Origin of the sequence: Oceanobacillus longus (assembly GCF_042650085.1) — a bacterium.
Classification (GTDB): domain Bacteria; phylum Bacillota; class Bacilli; order Bacillales; family Amphibacillaceae; genus Oceanobacillus; species Oceanobacillus longus.
This window is the reverse complement of record NZ_JBHSAO010000018.1, coordinates 1-19,151: the sequence shown is the minus strand read 5'-3', so window position 1 is coordinate 19,151 and position 19,151 is coordinate 1. Positions and strand designations below refer to the sequence as shown.

Annotated in this window: 13 protein-coding genes, 1 pseudogene and 1 riboswitch; of the genes and pseudogenes, 5 read left to right on the top strand and 9 right to left on the bottom strand. The window is 38.8% G+C overall.

All coding sequences use genetic code 11. The features are described from left to right. Positions 1-11: 11 nt before the first annotated feature. A complete protein-coding gene (locus ACFOUV_RS18185; RefSeq protein ID WP_379498242.1) occupies positions 12-1,220 on the bottom strand; it encodes a saccharopine dehydrogenase family protein in 1,209 nt (402 codons plus the stop codon). Positions 1,221-1,250: 30 nt separating this feature from the next. Beyond that, positions 1,251-2,750 (bottom strand): aldehyde dehydrogenase family protein, encoded by a 1,500-nt coding sequence (locus tag ACFOUV_RS18180; protein ID WP_379498198.1) that lies wholly within the window; start codon positions 2,748-2,750, stop codon positions 1,251-1,253. Between the two features lie 996 nt (positions 2,751-3,746). Between ACFOUV_RS18180 and ACFOUV_RS18175 the strand changes: the two genes are divergently transcribed. Beyond that, positions 3,747-5,090: a sodium-dependent transporter gene (locus tag ACFOUV_RS18175; protein WP_379498197.1), complete on the top strand. Its 1,344-nt coding sequence runs from the start codon at positions 3,747-3,749 to the stop codon at positions 5,088-5,090. A 124-nt stretch (positions 5,091-5,214) separates the two neighbouring features. Beyond that, entirely contained in the window at positions 5,215-6,558 is a 1,344-nt protein-coding gene (locus ACFOUV_RS18170) for a CoA-disulfide reductase (protein ID WP_379498196.1), read from the top strand. 53 nt (positions 6,559-6,611) lie between these two features. On the opposite strand, the gene ACFOUV_RS18165 is transcribed toward ACFOUV_RS18170, so the two are convergent. Further along, entirely contained in the window at positions 6,612-7,280 is a 669-nt protein-coding gene (locus ACFOUV_RS18165; RefSeq protein WP_379498195.1) for a hypothetical protein, read from the bottom strand. A gap of 246 nt (positions 7,281-7,526) precedes the next feature. On the opposite strand from ACFOUV_RS18165, the gene ACFOUV_RS18160 reads away from it, so the two are divergent. Next, entirely contained in the window at positions 7,527-9,245 is a 1,719-nt protein-coding gene (locus ACFOUV_RS18160; protein WP_379498194.1) for a DNA-binding protein, read from the top strand. Positions 9,246-9,510: 265 nt separating this feature from the next. Here the strand turns inward: ACFOUV_RS18160 and helD are convergent, their stop codons facing one another. The 6 genes and pseudogenes from helD to ACFOUV_RS18130 all read right to left on the bottom strand — a co-directional run bounded on the left by helD (position 9,511) and on the right by ACFOUV_RS18130 (position 17,531). Further along, positions 9,511-11,829 carry an RNA polymerase recycling motor HelD gene (gene helD, locus ACFOUV_RS18155; protein ID WP_379498193.1) on the bottom strand — a complete coding sequence of 773 codons (2,319 nt, stop codon included), beginning with the start codon at positions 11,827-11,829 and terminating at the stop codon, positions 9,511-9,513. A gap of 766 nt (positions 11,830-12,595) precedes the next feature. Continuing rightward, the gene (locus ACFOUV_RS18150) at positions 12,596-14,479 is read right to left on the bottom strand and encodes an ABC-F family ATP-binding cassette domain-containing protein (protein ID WP_379498192.1); all 1,884 of its coding nucleotides are present in this window, start codon (positions 14,477-14,479) and stop codon (positions 12,596-12,598) included. A gap of 326 nt (positions 14,480-14,805) precedes the next feature. Further along, positions 14,806-15,276 carry a 6,7-dimethyl-8-ribityllumazine synthase gene (gene ribH, locus ACFOUV_RS18145; RefSeq protein ID WP_379498191.1) on the bottom strand — a complete coding sequence of 157 codons (471 nt, stop codon included), beginning with the start codon at positions 15,274-15,276 and terminating at the stop codon, positions 14,806-14,808. A 33-nt stretch (positions 15,277-15,309) separates the two neighbouring features. Continuing rightward, positions 15,310-15,912: pseudogene (ribB, locus tag ACFOUV_RS18140) on the bottom strand (3,4-dihydroxy-2-butanone-4-phosphate synthase); the annotation flags it as partial. Between the two features lie 17 nt (positions 15,913-15,929). Further along, positions 15,930-16,580: a riboflavin synthase gene (gene ribE / locus ACFOUV_RS18135; protein ID WP_379498190.1), complete on the bottom strand. Its 651-nt coding sequence runs from the start codon at positions 16,578-16,580 to the stop codon at positions 15,930-15,932. A gap of 192 nt (positions 16,581-16,772) precedes the next feature. Beyond that, positions 16,773-16,919: riboswitch (FMN riboswitch) on the bottom strand. A gap of 114 nt (positions 16,920-17,033) precedes the next feature. Next, on the bottom strand, positions 17,034-17,531 hold the full coding sequence (locus tag ACFOUV_RS18130; protein WP_379498189.1) for a peroxiredoxin family protein: 498 nt from the start codon (positions 17,529-17,531) through the stop codon (positions 17,034-17,036). Positions 17,532-17,713: 182 nt separating this feature from the next. On the opposite strand from ACFOUV_RS18130, the gene ACFOUV_RS18125 reads away from it, so the two are divergent. Beyond that, entirely contained in the window at positions 17,714-18,700 is a 987-nt protein-coding gene (locus ACFOUV_RS18125) for a DmpA family aminopeptidase (protein ID WP_379498188.1), read from the top strand. 186 nt (positions 18,701-18,886) lie between these two features. Next, a partial coding sequence (locus ACFOUV_RS18120) for a transposase (RefSeq protein WP_379498187.1) occupies positions 18,887-19,151 on the top strand: 265 nt, incomplete at its 3' end.

Below are 19,151 nucleotides of genomic sequence, written 5' to 3'. Positions count from 1 at the left end.
CCAGGAATGCCTTACTGTTTTTTTAATCTTTTATAAACAGCTCTGCTTTTTTCAATATGCTCCGACTCCATTATTTGTACTCCACGTTTTCCCATTTCCTGTATATACAACTTTCCGGGGACAACTTTTTCAGGTGGATAGACACCCTTTTTCGCAATCGTCCCATTGCCAATCATTTGTGCTACAACTGAAATTGTATTTGCGGTTGCTCGTGCCATAGCGGTTACATTTGTTTTCCGATCTTTATATGTTGTCATTTCATATTTATAGGAAGTATGAGCTCCGTTTTTTTCACCTGACACCACTACCCTTAATAAGACGGCATCATCTTTTTCCCCTAATTCTGCAATAGGATCAAGTACTTTTAAAAATACTTCCCTTGGACTGATCATTACTCCGTTAACTTCCACTTCATAATCTTTCCTTGTAAGATTTAAGTCGACGAGTAGCTTAAACTTTGCCGCATGTCCTGGGTAGCGAATTGTTTTATACTCCAATGTTTCGATATTTGGAAAAGAAAGAGAAAGTGTAGATGTCCCTCCGGAAGTATGGAAAGCCTCCAGGGAACCAAATTCTTCAAAATGAATCTGTTCAATTTCACTGAGAGATGGAATTTCCTGTTTGATACCCTTTCGGATTATTAAAGATGGATCTGTGTAATGATCAAAAACTCCTTCCATAGAAAAAACGTGATTATATTCTATTGGCGGCTCTGGGTTAACCGGAATCCCCCCAACATATAGTTTAATCGATTCTACGCTATCCAGCTTACTCGCGCCATATCCTGATAAAATATTAATCATTCCTGGTGCTACTCCAAGGTCCGGGATAAGCGTAACACCCACCTTTTTTGCATCTTCATCCAATGTTAGTACTTTATCGGTTATATGGCCAATATGACCACCAAGATCGATGGAACTTACACCGACTTCAATTGCAGCTTTCGCTACCATTTCATTAAATGAATAGAATAATGCATTAATTACTACATCAAATTGCTTCATATATGCTGCGAGCTCTTTTGAATCAGTAGCGTTTACTTGAAACGCCTTTAATTTTGGCGACTTCAGCTGATCGCAGACGGATTGCGCGCGGTTGATATCGATGTCTGCAAGTCCTACCGAGGTCACATCCTTACTTGCCGCCAAATCACGTGCTGCCTCTTTTCCCATTAAGCCTGAACCGAGTACACCTATTTTCATGTTGTTCACTCCCTGCAGTTTAATAAGAATCACGATCTATAAAGTATCCTATGATTCCACATCGATTTGTGCGCGCTGCAGTTTTCCGCTGTAATCCACATAAATTGCCTTCCATTCTGTAAATACATCCAATGCTTGAACACCTGAATCCCGGTGACCATTTCCAGTACCCTTTGTACCACCAAAAGGCAAATGTATCTCCGCCCCTGTAGTCCCAGCATTCACATAAATAATTCCCGTATCCAGATCACGTTGTGCTTTAAATACACGATTAACATCACTGGTAAATATGGAACTTGACAAACCGTATGTCACACCATTATTTACTTCAATCGCCTCTTCAAAGCTATTTACAGTTATTATTGAAACAACTGGGCCAAAGATTTCTTCCTGCGCTATACGCATGTTAGGTGTTGCATCTGTAAATAAGGTAGGTGCAAAATAATATCCCTTTTGGTGATGCTCATTTGTAAGCTCAAAGCCCCCCGCAAGTAATTTTGCACCCTCTTCTTTTCCAATTTTAATGTACTTCTTTATCTTATCTATGGCAGCTTGATTGATAATCGGTCCTATTTTAATGGATTCATCCAAGCCATTACCAACAGACAGATTAGCCATCGCAGCCAACAATCTTTCCTCCAGAGCTTGCTTTACCTTTTCATGGACAATGACACGGCTACAGGCAGTACAACGTTGGCCACTTGTTCCGAATGCACTCCAAAGAATCCCCATGGCAGCAAGATCCAAATCAGCATCATCCATTACAATAACCGCATTTTTTCCACCCATTTCGAGGGAAACCTTTTTCAATTGCTTTCCACATGCACTCGCAATATTTCTCCCGGTATCATTGGAACCCGTAAACGAAATAACTCGAATGTCATCATGATGTACCATCGCTTCACCTACAACTAATCCCGAACCGAAGATAACGTTCATCACCCCATCAGGAAGTCCTGCTTCTTCAAATATTTTTGCAAGCTCAAATGCCATAATTGGAGTTTCCGTTGCTGGCTTCCAAATAACGGCATTCCCTGCAACAATTGCAGGAAATGATTTCCATGTGGCAATTGCAATCGGAAAATTCCAAGGCGTAATAATTCCTACAATTCCTACGGGGCTACGCTGACTCATTGCAAACTTATCCTTTAATTCTGTTGGAGTAGTCTGCCCAAACAAACGGCGACCTTCCCCAGCCATATAAAAAGCCATATCAATTCCTTCTTGTACTTCACCACGTGCTTCTTCTATCACTTTGCCATTTTCCATCGTCAACAATTGGGATAGTCTTTCTTTCCGTTCTTTCATTAGATATCCAACCCGATATAATACTTCGGCACGTTGCGGGGCTGGAACAAGAGCCCATTTTTTCTGTGCCTTCCCAGCTGCTCTCACTGCAGCATTCACTGTATCTGAATCAGATAAAGGTACCTGAACGATTTCCATACCTGTGGCTGGGTTGATTACCGCCTTCGATTTATTAACATTCATCCATTTTCCATCAACATAGTTTTTAAGTTTTTGGACTTCCATTGATAACGCTACCATAACGAACCCTCCTTAAAAAGTTAACCTTTGAATGTCATTTGCCATTATCTTATAAATATATGATATTTATCTTAACCAATGACCAATTCCATAATAATTCCGCAGTAGATAGAACGTTACTGAGGTGGTATGATATGGAAAATCCCTGAAGCGATGTACAGTCCTTAGACAATTCGCAACTTTATTATTACTAACTCAACTTTCGCACCAATAAAATAAGTTCGAACAGTTAGCCGGCTTAAATTTAGAATGTCTCTAATCTTGCTAGCCTTGATAAAAAAAGGCTGTTTTGTACTGTTTATAGCCTCTTAATCATCGCAGAGTTGAGATAAGATGCGAACTAGGATGAGTAACTTCGGCGACCGCTCTGGGGAAATATACTGCGCTTTCCGCGGGCGGCTGGTGAGCCCTCCTCGTGCTTCGCACTGCGGGGTCTCACCGATGCCTTTCCTCCCGCTGGAGTCTTCGTATATTTCCCCAGAGCTGGTTTTAAGCTTACAGATTATTAACTGCAATATAAATCATATCACATAGCTTCACCAGTCCGGGTGAGTGGCGGGCGGTGACTCCTGCGGGAAAAGCACGTGTCCGAAGACCCCGCAGAGTGGGTTTCTCGAGGAGGCTGAGGCCGTGCCCGCGGAAAGCATCCGCCCAGAGCGGTCCCGGACGGCGGGAAAAGCACAAATCCTGGAAATAACCTAAAGTTACTTCGGAGTTTATATAAACTGCGATGATAAAAACAGAGAAATTAACGAAAAGGTCCTTGAGTATAGATGGTATTCAGACTGTTCAGAGCTAATAGTAATTCCAAAGTTAACTTGAGCAGTGTAGCTCCAGTCCTCCTAATTCTACCAAGGCTTATTTATCCATTTCACTCTGCGAAAGTTGAGTTACTAACTTACCTATACAAGACATATGTCTTAAATTTAAAGATAACCTTGTATGTGATATACTTGGTAGATAATTTTTTCAATCATGAAAGGAACTTAACATCTTATGGACAAGAAAAAAGATCAATGGTCGACAAAGCTCGGCTTTATATTATCATCTGCAGGTGCCGCCATCGGACTTGGCGCAATTTGGAAATTCCCTTATATGACAGGAATGAATGGTGGAGGTGCATTTTTCCTTTTATTCATTGCTTTTACGATTCTTATTGGCCTTCCCCTATTAATAGCCGAATTCATCATCGGTAGAGGGACTCAAAAAGAAGCGGTCAGTGCATATCAATCACTCTCACCTAAATCTCCTTGGTCTTTTATAGGACATTGGGGTGTTGTAGGAGCTTTTATACTGATGTCCTTTTACAGTGTTGTAGGTGGCTGGGTTTTAATCTATAGTGCCTTATCAATACCAGGAATGATTATTCAAGATAACGCTAACTATCCGGAGCTATTTGCTACAATTACAGGAAACCCTCTGATAACTATTTTGGGATTAGCTTTATTTGTAATTATAAATATTATTGTTGTCTCATTTGGCATTAAGGACGGCATCGAAAAATCGAGTAAGCTATTAATGCCATTATTATTTGTATTCTTTATTGTCATTGTAATTCGTTCAGTTACCTTTGAAGGGGCAATGGAAGGGATTCGCTTCTTCCTTCAGCCTGATTTTTCCAAGTTGACCGCAGAAAATGTATTATACGCACTTGGACAGGCTTTCTTTTCGCTTGCAGTAGGAATATCCGTTATGGTTACTTACAGTTCCTATTTGAAAAAGGATGTCAGTTTACCTGCTGCCGCTGGATCTGTAGGATTAATGAATATTTTTGTGTCCCTCCTGGCCGGACTCGCTATTTTTCCAGTTGTATTTGCTTTTGGTCTGGAACCAGCAGAAGGTCCAGGGCTATTATTCATTGTACTTCCTGAAGCATTTGCTCAAATGCCGTTCGGTGAAGTCTTCCTAAGCTTATTTTTACTACTGTTTCTCTTTGCTGTTTTGACATCTTCCTTCAGTATGCTTGAAATAATTACATCCGCTTTTACGGAAAAGAAAGAGAGATCTCGCAAGAAGGTTTCTTTAATTGCTGGAATAGTCATATTCATCGCAGGAATTCCTGCTGCATTATCTTCCAACCTGCTTGCTGATTTTAAAATTTTCGGTTTGACTGTTTTCGATGCGAGTGATTTTTTGGTAAGTAATATTATGCTTCCTGCGGGATGTTTGTTCATTGCTTTATTTATTGGATTTAAAATGGACAAGACACTTATCAAGCAAGAATTTTCATACGGTCATCATTTGCCTGGCAGCACGTATCAGATATGGTTTCAATTAATGCGTTGGGTAGTACCAGTTACAATAATAATCGTTTTTCTCAGCTCTTTAGGGGTATTATAATTATAAATACTATTTTTTTATTTTCGTATCCCCTTTTCAGCTTTCATTTCGATTGTAGTTCAAATTAGATCTTTTCTTAGAAGGAACGCTGGAAAATACGAAAACTTACCTAAGGAGCGATTCAATGACACAGAAAATAATTATCGTTGGGGGTGTTGGTGGCGGCGCGACCGTTGCAGCCCAAATTCGTAGAACAGATAAAGATTCCGATATCTTGTTATTTGATAAATGCGGATATATTTCCTTTGCCAATTGTGGTATGCCATATCATATCGGGGGGAAGGTGAAAAAACGGGATAACCTATTATATCCAGTCGAAAAGTTTAATCATAAATACGATGTCGAAGTCCGTACAAATTCAGAAGTACTATCCATTAATCGTCAAAAGAAAAGCATTCAATATAACGCAGACGGAATCATTAACGAAGAATCCTATGATAAATTAATCCTTTCTCCTGGAGCTACGCCAATCGTTCCAAACGTGGATGGAATCAAAAATAGCCGTACCTTTACATTGCGGACCATTGAGGATATGGATCGAATTAATGCATTTATTAAGAACGCTAAACCAACAAAAACAACCATCGTAGGGGCTGGCTTTATCGGTTTGGAAATGCTAGAAAATCTGCATTCCTTAAAATTAGAATGTACCATTATAGACCGATCCCCACAGCTGATTAAAAATGTCGATGAAGATATGGCTGCAATCATTCAAGAGCACTTGGAGGAAAAAGATGTCGAAGTAATCTTAAATGATGGATTAGAGTCCTTCCATAACGATGGAAAAACATTACGATTAAACAGCGGGAAAAAAATAGATACTGACATGACCATTTTAGCTATTGGAATTAAACCAAACACAAAATTGGCCATTGACGCTTCCTTGGATCTTGGGAACACAGGGGCAATCTCTGTAAACGAATATATGCAAACAACAGATCCGGATATCTATGCTCTGGGAGATGCGGTTGAAGTCAGAGATTTTCTGACAGGATCACCAAAACAAATTGCACTTGCATGGCCTGCTCATAGACAAGCATATATTATTTCCAGTCATTTAAATGGAGATACCGTTCCATACCGCGGCAATCTCGGATCTTCCATTTTAAAGGTCTTTGATTTAACAGTGGCAGCAACCGGACATAATAGCACATCACTTCAGGAAGAAGGAATAATATTCCAGCACACCGTTTTATCTTCCTATTCACATGCTGCGTATTATCCTGGATCAAAGAAAATTTGGATAAAAATATTTTATAATGAGGATACCGGCTTATTATATGGTGCTAATGTTGTGGGATATGAAGGAGTCGATAAACGTATGGCAGTACTTGCTACCGCTATTAAAGGAAAATTAACGGTGGCAGATCTACCTGAACTGGAACTCGGTTATTCACCGGTATATTCTAGCTCAAAAGATCCCATCAATGTTGTTGGATACAAAGCGCTAAGTGAATTAAATAAATAAAGAAAACCCGGTCCTGACTAGAGGCACCGGGGTTTTTATTTATTGTACGAACATCAATCTGCTTCAAACTGATAGACAAGTTCGTATTTCTTCTCATCCAACAATTCTGCAACATGCACGCGCACACCATGACCAAAGACAATCTCATCTTCTGTCATTGCAACAACCATTGCTTTCGTATTATTCTGTACATCTAGATAAATATCTCCCACGGCTGGTTTCAATGCATCATCATTTTCTGCCAGATAACTGATTGACTCATCCTGCAGCTGTTGTTCCTCGGGCACCAAATTTTTATCATAATAAGCTATTTCCTGACTTGCATCCTGTCTACCAGCCACAAGAACAACATATTCACTATGCTTCACACCGTTGTCCCGCGTTGTAATTACATTTCCGTCCTCAACGCTTTCTACTTTTTCAATTTCATTTAGAGAATAATGATCAAGAAAATCAGGCGTAGGTTTTACAATAAGTATATAATCTCCTGGGTTTGGCTTCGCATATTGGTCAATGGTATAACGCTTCCCATAAAAAATAAATGTATCATTGTGTTTCGGTCGGTATAGTTCAATTTCTGGGGCCTGTGTCAGTACTTGCTTCATATCCTTCAAGCGGTACATGTGAATTGATTTTTTAAACATCGCTTTTACGGAATACACTTTGTGAAGTTCATTCTGGTAAAAGACGAACTGACCTTTTCTTACTTGATATAGCTTCATTTTTCTTCCTCCTAAAAAAATCCTTGTGTTCATTATAACTATTTTTTAAAATAAATACAGTCCACCGTTATATTTCCTTAAAGTATGGACTTTTAAACATTGTTTCTTCAATTATCTAACATTTTATATATGCAAAATGGTCATTTTAAAGAATGTAAATAAAAGTTAAACGAAATTGATACTTTTTGAAACTATTCCGCTTTTATAACGTATACTTAGATAGTAACTAGATTAGGAGCTGTGTATATGATAGGAATTTTAACAACAACCATTCTCTCTTTCATTCTTTATTTTATTATCTCGGTGTATTTTATCGTTAAGAATAACCTTCACCGCAATACAATCCTTAAGGCAATTGGAATCGTATTTATTAGTCTTTTTATTGTTACCGCAATTATTGTTTATATTATGATGCCAACCATCACGATCCCTAATATGACTATTGCCAATTTGCTTGTGGCATTTGTAGGCGTATTGGCATTTTACGGTATTACAATGAGTAAGCCTTTTACCAATACCAGCAGGCAATTTGATACCATATCTGTAGGTATTATTGCAGCAGCGGTTATCGCCATACCCGCATTTTTTATTTTTGGGATATTTGCTTTAAATGACACGTATGATTCCATCTCCAAACAGAACGTGGAAGAAGCAAAACCATTGGACAAGGATGCAACACCCATTGTTGTTTCACCTGAGTCTGCAAGAAATAAAGTTCAAAAAGCAATGAGCGTTGTGCCGAACACGCAATTTTATGATTTAGGAAAGCTCCAGGTTCAGAAGATTGATGATGACATTGTGTTTATCGCACCGGTTGAATTCACTGATTTCTGGCGTTACTTCCGTGGAAAGGAAACGGAAGGTTACTTTATGATTTCTGCTACAGATGTCAATGCTCAACCGCAGTTTATTGAAAGTAAAATGAGGTATACAAATTCAAGTTTCTTTAATCATAATATAGAACGGACTATTTACGGAGCGTATCCAAACTATATCAATAGTGGTGAGGCTCAAATTGAGGTGGACGAAGATGGGAAACCTTGGTATGTTCAGACGCTTTATAAGCCAATTGGCGTAACAAATAAACCGAATATGTCCAAACTAAATGTGGCTGTTGTCGATCCCGTAACGAGTGAAGTAACCTTGTATGAGACAGAGGAAGCGCCTGAATTTATTGACGGCTCGATCAGCTCGGAAATGGCTTCTGAGGAGAACGAATACTTCGGAAGATACGTCCATGGCTGGCTCAACTCTTTATTCGGGAAAAAAGATGTAAAAATACCGAATGAATCAGGTACGGAAAGTAATGTAACACCTATTTTTGATGAAAGTGGCGCCATGCACTATTTTACCGATATGACCTCACCAAAGGAAAACATTGATTCGGCACTAGGGTATACTTTAGTCAATGCCCGTACAGGCGAGTTAGTTTACTATAATGGCGCTCAGAATAATGGAATTATGGACAGTAAGGGCGCAAGAGAAATCGTCGACAAAGAATTTCCAGAGAAAAACTGGACCGGTTCTATGCCGGTATTGTATAACATTGACGGTAACCCAACTTGGGTAGTTAATGTGTTGGATCCAAACGGGTTATTCAAGCATTATGCCTATATTAAAGCTGCCGATTCTGATTTTGTAGTCTTTGGGGATTCGGCAAGACAAACACTGGATGCCTATCGTCTGGCATTAGCTCAAGACCCAAGTAATGTAGAATCAACTGGCGAGACATCTGGACTTGAAGAACGCAGTGGCGAAGTTGACCGGGTCGTCGTAACAAATCAGGAAACAGGACAATTAATTCAGTTTATATTAACAGATGATCAAACGATTTATACATTAAACTCCACCAAAGCACCGTTAGCTGTTTTTCTACAGCAGGGGGATCTAGTACAGTTTGATGTTAATGTATTGGATAACGGAACAGCGATTGTCGAAAAACTTGAAATTGAAGGTTTAAATTAGATTGGAAAATCCTATATTTTAATTGAAAGAGCCTGGGACATAACTAAAGTGTTTAACTCAAAGCCGAACATTTCGCCATAATAGCGAAGGAAATACACGGAGACTCCTGCGGGATGAAAAGCCTAGGTGAGACTACGTAGAGCGATAGCTCGGAGTAGGCTCAGCAGCGCCCGCGGAAAGTGTAGTGTATTTCCGTAGCGGTATATTTGCACCAACTATGTTCGGATTTTACTTTGGTTAAAACACTTTTGTCCCAGTCTCTTTTCTATTCCTTCCTATCGTACGTATTCAGTGGTGCTTCCAAAATAAAAGGACTTGGCTCACTTATCGTTAACATCACCAATGCATGCATTGCCCTCGTACACGCTGTATAGAAAATCGTTCTGTCTGACTCCATGAAATACTGTTCTTTGGATGCGTCAGGAATTATAACCGCATCAAATTCAATTCCTTTAGCCAAGTATACAGGCAGTACAAGCAATCCCTTCTCAAAGGAGTACGTTTCCTCGTTGACTTGTTTAACAGCGATTTTGTTCTGTAATAACTTATAAAGTATCTCACTTTCCTCTAACGTCTTACAAATAAGCGCAATCGTTTCATGCCCTTCTTCCCTAAGCTCCATCATATTTTCAACAATTGCAGTTACCAACGCTTCCTTATCCGTTAACCTTTCAAGTCTTGGTATTCTTCCTTCTCTGTTAAAGGCTTCAATTAACTCCTTGCCTGGTGCAAAGTACGTGGTGAAATCAACTATTTCCTTTGTGGAACGGTAACTTTTTGTCAGGGTAATCTTTTCATAGCTGCTTTCCGTATCTACTGAAATCAGCGGATTTTCCTTTGTAGCATACGTATAAATGGACTGATTAATATCTCCCAGCAATGTTAACTTCGTATATGGAAAGATATGCTTGATATAGGCAAATTGGAATGCTGAATAATCTTGAGCCTCATCAATAAGTAAATGCCGGACAGACCGATCTGCATCATCTCCGAATAGTCTACCTTTGAAGTAGATATAAGGTGTAGCATCTTCCCATAACAAATTATTATTAGATAAATTTTTAACTGTCAGCGTGCAGATTTCCTTCCAAAGTTCAGGAGCATTTTGAGGTTTCCATTCCGTAAAGAGCTTATAGAAAGTCTCAGATAGATGAACGAATTCAAAACGTTTCACACGTTTTTTAATCTTTGAGAAAACCCTTTTTACGACTTCCTTACGCAGGAACTCCTCTTCCAACTCCATATTACTTGCGAAATCATTCAGATCATCTTGCTTCACTGATTTATGGTACGCCTTTAAATAAGCTTCCTTATCCAATAATTCTACTTGTTCCATTACCCAATCCTTATCCTCTTCACGCTTCTGAACACGACGTAATTCTTTTAGTAACCATTCAGAGACGAGTTGCATTTTATTGGGTATCGCTAGATCTTTATCTAAGGCATAAAAGTAATCACTTATTTGTTGTTTTGAAAAAAGGATTTCTTTACGAAAGGAAATATTTTTAAATTCAAGACTACTTTTTTTCAAATTGGAAACAAATTCGTCAATTAGATCTTTAAATGCAAGCCCTGATTTATAATCGATTGCTTTTAGGCGTATCCCATAATCTTCACGATTCGTTTCAGTTAATACATATTCCATTTGTTCGAATGGAGATTCTACGCTGAACGAACTTCCAATACCTGCTTCTAAGTAGTGTAAAAATGTTGTTTGTCTTACATTTGCTTCTCCTAACTCTGGCAGGACATTGGATATATAACTCGTAAATAAAGGATTTGGAGAAAAAAGAACGATATCTTCGGTATTTAAATCTTCGCGGTACCGATACATCAAATAAGCAATACGTTGCAAAGCTGCTGAAGTCTTCCCACTACCTGCTACACCTTGAACAATCAAGAGGTTACTTCGTTCATTTCTAATGATTTTATTTTGTTCCTTCTGGATTGTAGCAACAATGCTTCTCATTGTGGTACTAGCATTATTTCCAAGCGCCTGCTGAAGAAGCTGATCAACGATTGTTACTCCTGTATCAAACATTCCTTCCATAATGCCTTGTTTTATGATGAATTGCCGTTTTAATGTTATTTCTCCTGTGATCTCAGCTTCCGTTGTTTTAAATACTGCTTTTCCTGGAGGGTAATCATAATACAGACTTGAAATGGGTGCACGCCAGTCATATATTAGAAAGTTTTCATCATTCCTATCCATTAATGATGAAATACCAATGTAAATACGGTCCGTTTCATTACCGCCGTCTTCTACAAAGTCAACTCGCCCAAAATATGGTGAATCTTTTAACTTCATTAATGTTTTTAGTTGCTCACCAAGTTTTCCATGGGATCTTTCTATTTCCGATAATAATTCTGCCTGTTGTTTAATGCTGGCCTGTGTCTCAATAACGTCATCAGGTTCATCCAGATTTACTGTCACATCATCCCAAAAGGTCTTCCGCAATTCGATTACATTTTCTTTTAATCCTGCTGATTTAGAATATAATGAATCGACTTTTTTATTAATCTCATCAATGACTTCATCAACTCGACGTTGTTCATCTCTACGATTATCATTTTCCAGGCTCATTCCTTCAACTCCATTCCAAAAAAATTCAAATCTCCAAATACCTCTTGCTTGATATATTGTTACTACTGCTTAAATATTACATCATATATAAATTATTACGTCAGTTTTCTAATAGATTAGACTGCCGTTACTCGTCTCATCAAAAACAATGTTCCTTTTTGTCACAATATCTATAAACTACGAAGTAACTGCTGGTTGTTTGGTTTCTTTAAGTAACCGCTTTTCCCGCCGTCCGGGATCGCTCTGGGCGGATGCTTTCCGCGGGCACGGCCTCAGCCTCCTCGAGAAACCCACTCTGCGGGGTCTTCGGACACGTGCTTTTCCCGCAGGAGTCACCGCCCTTCGCTCACCCGTACTGGTGAAGCTCGGTGATATGATTTTATAAATCATTAATGCAGTTAATATTTTGTAAGCTTAAAATCAGCTCTGGGGAAATATACGAAGACTCCAGCGGGAGGAAAGGCATCGGTGAGACCCGGAGTGCGTTAGCACGAGGGGGCTCACCAGCCGCCCGCGGAAAGCGAAGTATATTTCCCCAGAGCGGTCGCCGAAGTAACTTATCCTAGTACGTAGTTTATCTCAACTACGAAGACTATAAAGCAATAATACTTTTTTTCAGTGGGATGAGTAACCGCAATATCCAACATGACGAAAAGAGCCAGTAATAAAAAACCACACAGATATTCGTTTATCGTTTACGACTTTTCTGTGTGGTGTTCTTCTATTGTCTTCTTGTCTTCATTATTAGCATATTGCAATAAATGATTCAATCTTTCTCTAATTCTTCTACGAGCAACGAAAGCTCTTCCCATCGGTCCATCCTTGCTTCCAGTTCGGTTTCTGCTTCCTGTTGTTTTGCGAATAGCTTTTGTACTTGTTCCGAATCACTTCCAGCATCAACAATTCCCTGCTGAATCTCTTCTACTTTTTCTTCGAGTTCCATAATTTGTCCTTCAATTTTTTCCCATTCCCGTTGTTCGTTATAGGAAAGTTTCTTCTTCTGTTTCTTCGGTTTTTCTGCAACTTTTTCCTGCTTCGTCTTCGTCGGTGTACCCTCTTTTAATTGGCGCTTTTCCAGATATTCACTGTAATTACCGAAGAAAAGACTCGTATTACCTTCACCGCAGAAGACCAACAGGCGCTTCGTTACCCGATCCAAAAAGTAACGATCATGGGAAACAGTAATAACAACGCCAGGGAAATGATCCAAGTATTCCTCCAGAACACTCAATGTTTGCGTATCCAGGTCATTGGTCGGTTCATCAAGGAAGAGAACATTCGGTTCTGTCATCAACACTTTAAGCAAATATAATCTTCTCTTTTCCCCTCCGGAAATTTTGCGGATATAGGTCCACTGCTCGGAACGTGTAAAAAGAAATCGCTCCAGCATTTGTTCCGCTGTAATTACCTGACCATCCTTTGTATGAATTACTTCTGCCACTTCTTTGATATAATCAATAATGCGCATGTTTCCGTCCAGTTCCTCATCACCTTGTGTGTAATAACCAATCTTCACCGTTTCCCCTATCTCTATTTCACCTTCGTCCGGCTCAATGCGATTAGCCATAATATTAAGCAAGGTTGTTTTACCAGAACCATTGGCACCAATTATTCCTATACGATCGCCAGGGACAATCAGATGGCTGAAATCATGCAGAAGGATTTTTCCATCATAGGATTTTTTGATATTTTTAAGTTCAATCACTTTCTTACCTAGTCGGGTTGAGCCGACTTGAAAATCCACATTATCTTTATTTGTATCAAACGTTTCCTCTTTCATAACCTCCACACGATCGATTCTCGCCTTTTGTTTCGTTGATCGCGCTTTAGCCCCACGTCTAAGCCAGGCCAGTTCACGTTTTAATGTATTCTGATGTTTTTGTTCACTGCTGATTTCGAGGGCTTCTCTTTCCGCTTTTTTCTCCAGAAAGATTTCATAATTTCCTTCATAAATATATAAATTTCCTTTATCAAGCTCATAAATTCGGTTTGTAACCCTATTGAGGAAATAGCGATCATGAGTTACCAATAGCATGGAACCTTTATAGGACTGCAAATATTTTTCAAGCCATTCAACGGTTTCATTATCTAGGTGATTTGTCGGCTCATCAAGAATTAATAAATCCGCCGGCTGAATAAGAGCTTTTGCAATTGCTACCCTTTTCTTTTGTCCACCAGAAAGTTCGGTTATTCTTTTTCCGAAATCAGTGATCCCTAGTTTGGTCAGCACCGTTTTCGCCGCCGTATTTGCTTCCCAAGCTTCTTCAGCATCCATTTCCTGCTGTACCTGCATCAAACGAGCTTGATTATCGGTATTTTCAGCATCTTCTTGAAGTTTAAGCAATGCCGCTTCATACGTGCGCATCAGCTTCATGACTGCAGAGTCTCCATAATAAATTTGTTCGATAACCGTTAAATCCGGATCTAAAACAGGGTCTTGTGCAAGATATTCGATATGATAATCTTTCGAATGCTTAATCATGCCTTTTTCTGGTGATTCCAATCCTGCAATTACTTTTAAAAAACTTGATTTCCCAGTACCGTTGACACCGATCAATCCAATTCTTTCATGTGTTGCAATTGTACAGGTTACATTATTAAAAAGTATTTTTTCACCATAAGATTTATGTAAATTTTCAATTGTAAGCATAGTTAAACCTTCCTCACGCTTTTATTAGCTATTCGTTCTTTTTACTCGATCGATTCTTTATCAGTGCTTTCACAATGATAACAATTAAAAACAACAGCCATGATGTAACGATATAGAATATGATCTTGCTTATATCATTCATATCTGTAAAAAAGGAAGCCATCCCCGCCCACACCAACGCCACAATAACAAGTTGTGCAACTAAAAGTTTGATTGTAATCTCCTCCGGTCGTAAAAATTCCCTAACTAGTAGTTTATCTTACTCTCCAGTAATTTTCCATACAAAAAGCCGAGAAGAACTATATACTTCCCGACTTTATATGGAATTAATTCTCTATCATTTTTATCATGTTTGCCATTTCAATTGCAGTTACTGCTGCGTCTGCTCCTTTATTGCCTGCTTTTGTTCCAGCACGTTCGATTGCTTGTTCAATGGTTTCCGTAGTTAAAAGACCAAAGATGACAGGCTTACCAGTTTGCATCGATGCATTGGAAACTCCCTTTGCTGCTTCATTACAAACATAGTCGAAATGGGGTGTTGAGCCACGTATTACCGTTCCTAATGTAATAACAGCATCATACTTACTGTTATTAGCCATTTTATGTGCAATTAACGGAAGTTCAAATGCTCCCGGCACCCAGGCTGTATCAATATTTTCTTCTGCAACACCGTGTCTTTTTAATGTATCCAATGCCCCATCCAGTAATTTACCTGTAATAAATTCGTTAAACCTTGCCACTACAATTCCAATTTTTAAATCTGTACCTACGACATTTCCTACATATGTGTTCCCCATTTATTCCATCTCCCTATTCTAATTATGAATTAATTCTTGCTTTTTCCGATAGGCAACCAAATCTTCAATTGTAATTAATTTAAGATCAAATTTTTCTGCCATTACTTCTAAGTCCGGTAATCTCGCCATCTCACCGTCTTCCTTAATGATTTCACAAATGACACCTGATGGGAAAGCATCACTTAAGATTGCTAAATCTACAGCCGCTTCTGTATGCCCTGAGCGAGTCAGTACTCCACCATTTTTTGCAATAAGCGGAAATACGTGTCCAGGACGTTTGAAATCGGCTATGCCTGCCTCCGGACTTGTCAAAGCTTGTATGGTGTTTGACCTTTCCACTGCACTGATTCCAGTAGTCGTATCTATGTGATCAATCGATACTGTAAAAGCTGTTCCAAGTGGGTCTGTGCTGTTAGCAACCATCATCGGAAGTCCGATTTTTTTAGCAAGATTTTCTTGAATTGGTGTGCAGACTAATCCTTTACCATGTGTGATCATAAAATTAATAACTACCGGTGTTGCTTTTTCAGATAGAGCAATGAAATCACCTTCATTTTCTCTATTTTCATCATCTACTACAATAACTGGTTTTCCAGCTTTCAATTCAATTATAGCTTCATCTATTGTATGAATCATTTGCAATCCTCCTCCTTTTACATAAAACCATTCGTTTTAAGAAAATTTTCGTTTATACCTTCGCCTTGATCTGTTTGCTGAGTCCTTAGCATATTTTGAACATATTTGGCTAGCATGTCACATTCAATATTGACGATATCACCCTTGCCTTTTCCACCAAGAACCGTTTCTGCCATCGTGTGTGGAATCAGTGAGATTGTAAATATATTTTTATGAACGCCAAAAAGTGTGAGACTTGTTCCGTCAACCGTAATGGATCCTTTATGCATTAGAAATGGAGCTAGATCTTCAGGAATTTGAATGTCATAATAAACCGCATTTTCTTGCTTCTTTTTTTCGATAATTCTTCCTGTACCATCTACATGACCGGAAACAAAGTGACCTCCAAACCTTCCATTAGCAGCCATTGCCCGTTCCAAATTCACTTGTGAACCTGGTTTCAACAATTGTAATGAGGTTGATTGGATTGTTTCAGGCATAGCATCCACTTGAAAACTTTTCTTTGAAAAATGCGTTACTGTTAGACAAATTCCGTTAACGGAGATGCTATCTCCAATATTCACGTCTTCGAGTACCTTTTTAGATCCAATTGTCAGCTGAACAGCTTGTTCAGAAACGTTTTGCATCTTTTCCACTGTTCCCATTTCCTCAATAATCCCCGTGAACATTTACATCTTCCTCTCCTACCTATTAATGCAAATTAAACTTATCTTCGGCGTATTAAAAAAGCCTCTGAAAAATAGCTTCAGAGGCTTCGAGTTAGAATTTTAATGTGCATGAATATTAATAGTGATACCAAATACTTGCACAACGATAGAATCGTGCAAAAATACGATAGCTACTATCAAATTGCATGCCTAAAATCCCTTCTCTCATCCAGACTTTAACTGTCGGTTCTGGAGTTTCACCAGATCCACCGCTTGGTTTAAAAACCGCACGGGTCACGGACTTAGAAGCAATGCTTCATTACCGCCGATTGGGAATTTCACCCGACCCCGAAGGAATACTGCATATTGATTTTTTTATAGTATAACATCTTTGGCGAAGGAGATACAGTACTTTTTCTTATTTATAACCTATTTACAAAAATTAACAGGGTATGTCCCAAAATGCAAAAGATATTATTGCAACTTTTCATATTCCGCAATCATACGTTCATAGTCCAATGCACCATATGCCTTATAACGAATGACACCTTTCGAATCAATCATATATGTTGTTGGGATTGGACTTATTCTGTACAAAGTGGAAACCTCTCCTTCTTCGTCCATCAAAATGGGAAATGTTAACCCGAGTTCATCAGCAAATTGTGTTACCTGATCTTTATTCCTTTCCATGTCAGTCAAGTTAATTGCCAATACAACCGCATCCTTATCCTTGTAAAATTTCTGCATATCAGGCATTTCTTCCCTGCACGGCGGGCACCAGGTAGCCCAAAAATTTAGCATGATTCGTTTCCCTTTGTAGTCAGATAACGTTACCTTTTCACCAGTCATTGTCATCAATTCAAAATCAGGTGCTTGATCTCCAATCTCGGTACCGTTTGAATCCGCCAAAATTGTGCCTGTGGACCAAAGAAATATGCAAGTTAAAATTGTTATAAAAAGTATTTTCTTCATTTTGACCCTCCACTAAATTGTTATAGATAGTTTTCCTTAGTTACTTATTTACATTCAAAAATATAATCATTTCCCAACAGATTTGCTATAATAATACTTAAATAATGCATAATCACTATAAAAAGGGGAAAATAATAAAGCTTTTATTCACTTCAATCTCATTCCCACTAAAGGAGATTATTATGAAATTACAAAAAGGTAAAAATAATTGTATTGTCGATGTCCTGGATGTAAAAGTAGGACATGTTACGTTATTTGAAAAAGTCGACGAAGAAAATACAATATGTACTGGTGTAACTGCTATTCTCCCTCATTCCGGGAATATATTCAGGCAAAAACTGCCTGTTGGAAGTTCCGTTATCAATGGATTTGGTAAGACTGCAGGCCTCGTGCAAATTGAGGAAATCGGACTATTGGAATCTCCTATTATGTTAACGAATACGTTCAGTGTTGGAGCCGTTAAGCAAGGCGCGTTAAAATATATGTTGGAACAAAATGAAGAAATCGGTGATACAACTGGAACGATTAATATTGTAGTCGGGGAATGTAACGACAGCTTTTTGAATAGTATTCGACTTCAAGCAATCACGCCAGATCATGCGGTAGAAGCTATTCATAATGCCACGACACACCCAGTCGAAGAAGGTGCTGTTGGTGCGGGAAAAGGGATGCAATGTTTCGGGTATAAGGGTGGTATCGGTACGTCTTCACGCGTTGTTTCAGCTGATGAGCACGATTATACTGTCGGTTGCCTGGTTGTAAGTAATTTTGGTAAAAGTGATGATGCGTTATTTGCTGACTGGAAGAAAAAAAATCAAGACACTCCTGATGGTTCTATTATGATGATCATAGCCACCGATGCTCCACTTTATGACCGTCAATTAAAACGCCTTGCCACACGTTGTGCAGCAGGACTCGCTCGAACCGGAAGCAATATAGATCATGGCAGTGGTGATATCGCCATCGCATTCTCTACAGCAAATAAGCATGATCATAAACATACTTCTATTTTGGATTCTTTATCCTTTATTCGTGATGACCACCCCATGATGAACCAATTATTTCAAGCCGTTGTTGAATCAACAGAAGAAGCTATTATCAGTTCTTTAAAACATGCGGAAACTACGGAAGGCAGGAAAGGAAGAGTTCTGGAAAAGGCTCCATTTTAAAAAGTGGAAAGCAAATGCTCTCCACCTTTTATAATTTGGGGTTTTCTCAGCGATTGCTGTTAGTCCACAAAATCTATTAACTACGAACTAGGATAAGTTACTTCGGCGACCGCTCTGGTAAATATACTTCGCTTTTGACCTGACCCCCATAAGTTAGAGTAAAAATAATTTATGGGGGTTAGGTTTATGGCAACGTACAGTAAAGAGTTTAAGGTAAAGGTCGCAGAAGAATATATTGAAGGGAAATTGAGTTATAGACGGTTAGCGGAAAAATACAAGGTACCAACGACTACACTTCGAGGTTGGGTAAGAATTTATAAGTACTACGGGTCAAATAAATTAGTGCAAAATGAACAAAAACAAAGCGTTTACTCTGTTCAATTGAAGTTAGATGTATTAAGCTTTATGAAGAGCACAGGTGCTTCCGTGTCCGACACAGCTCTTCAGTTTG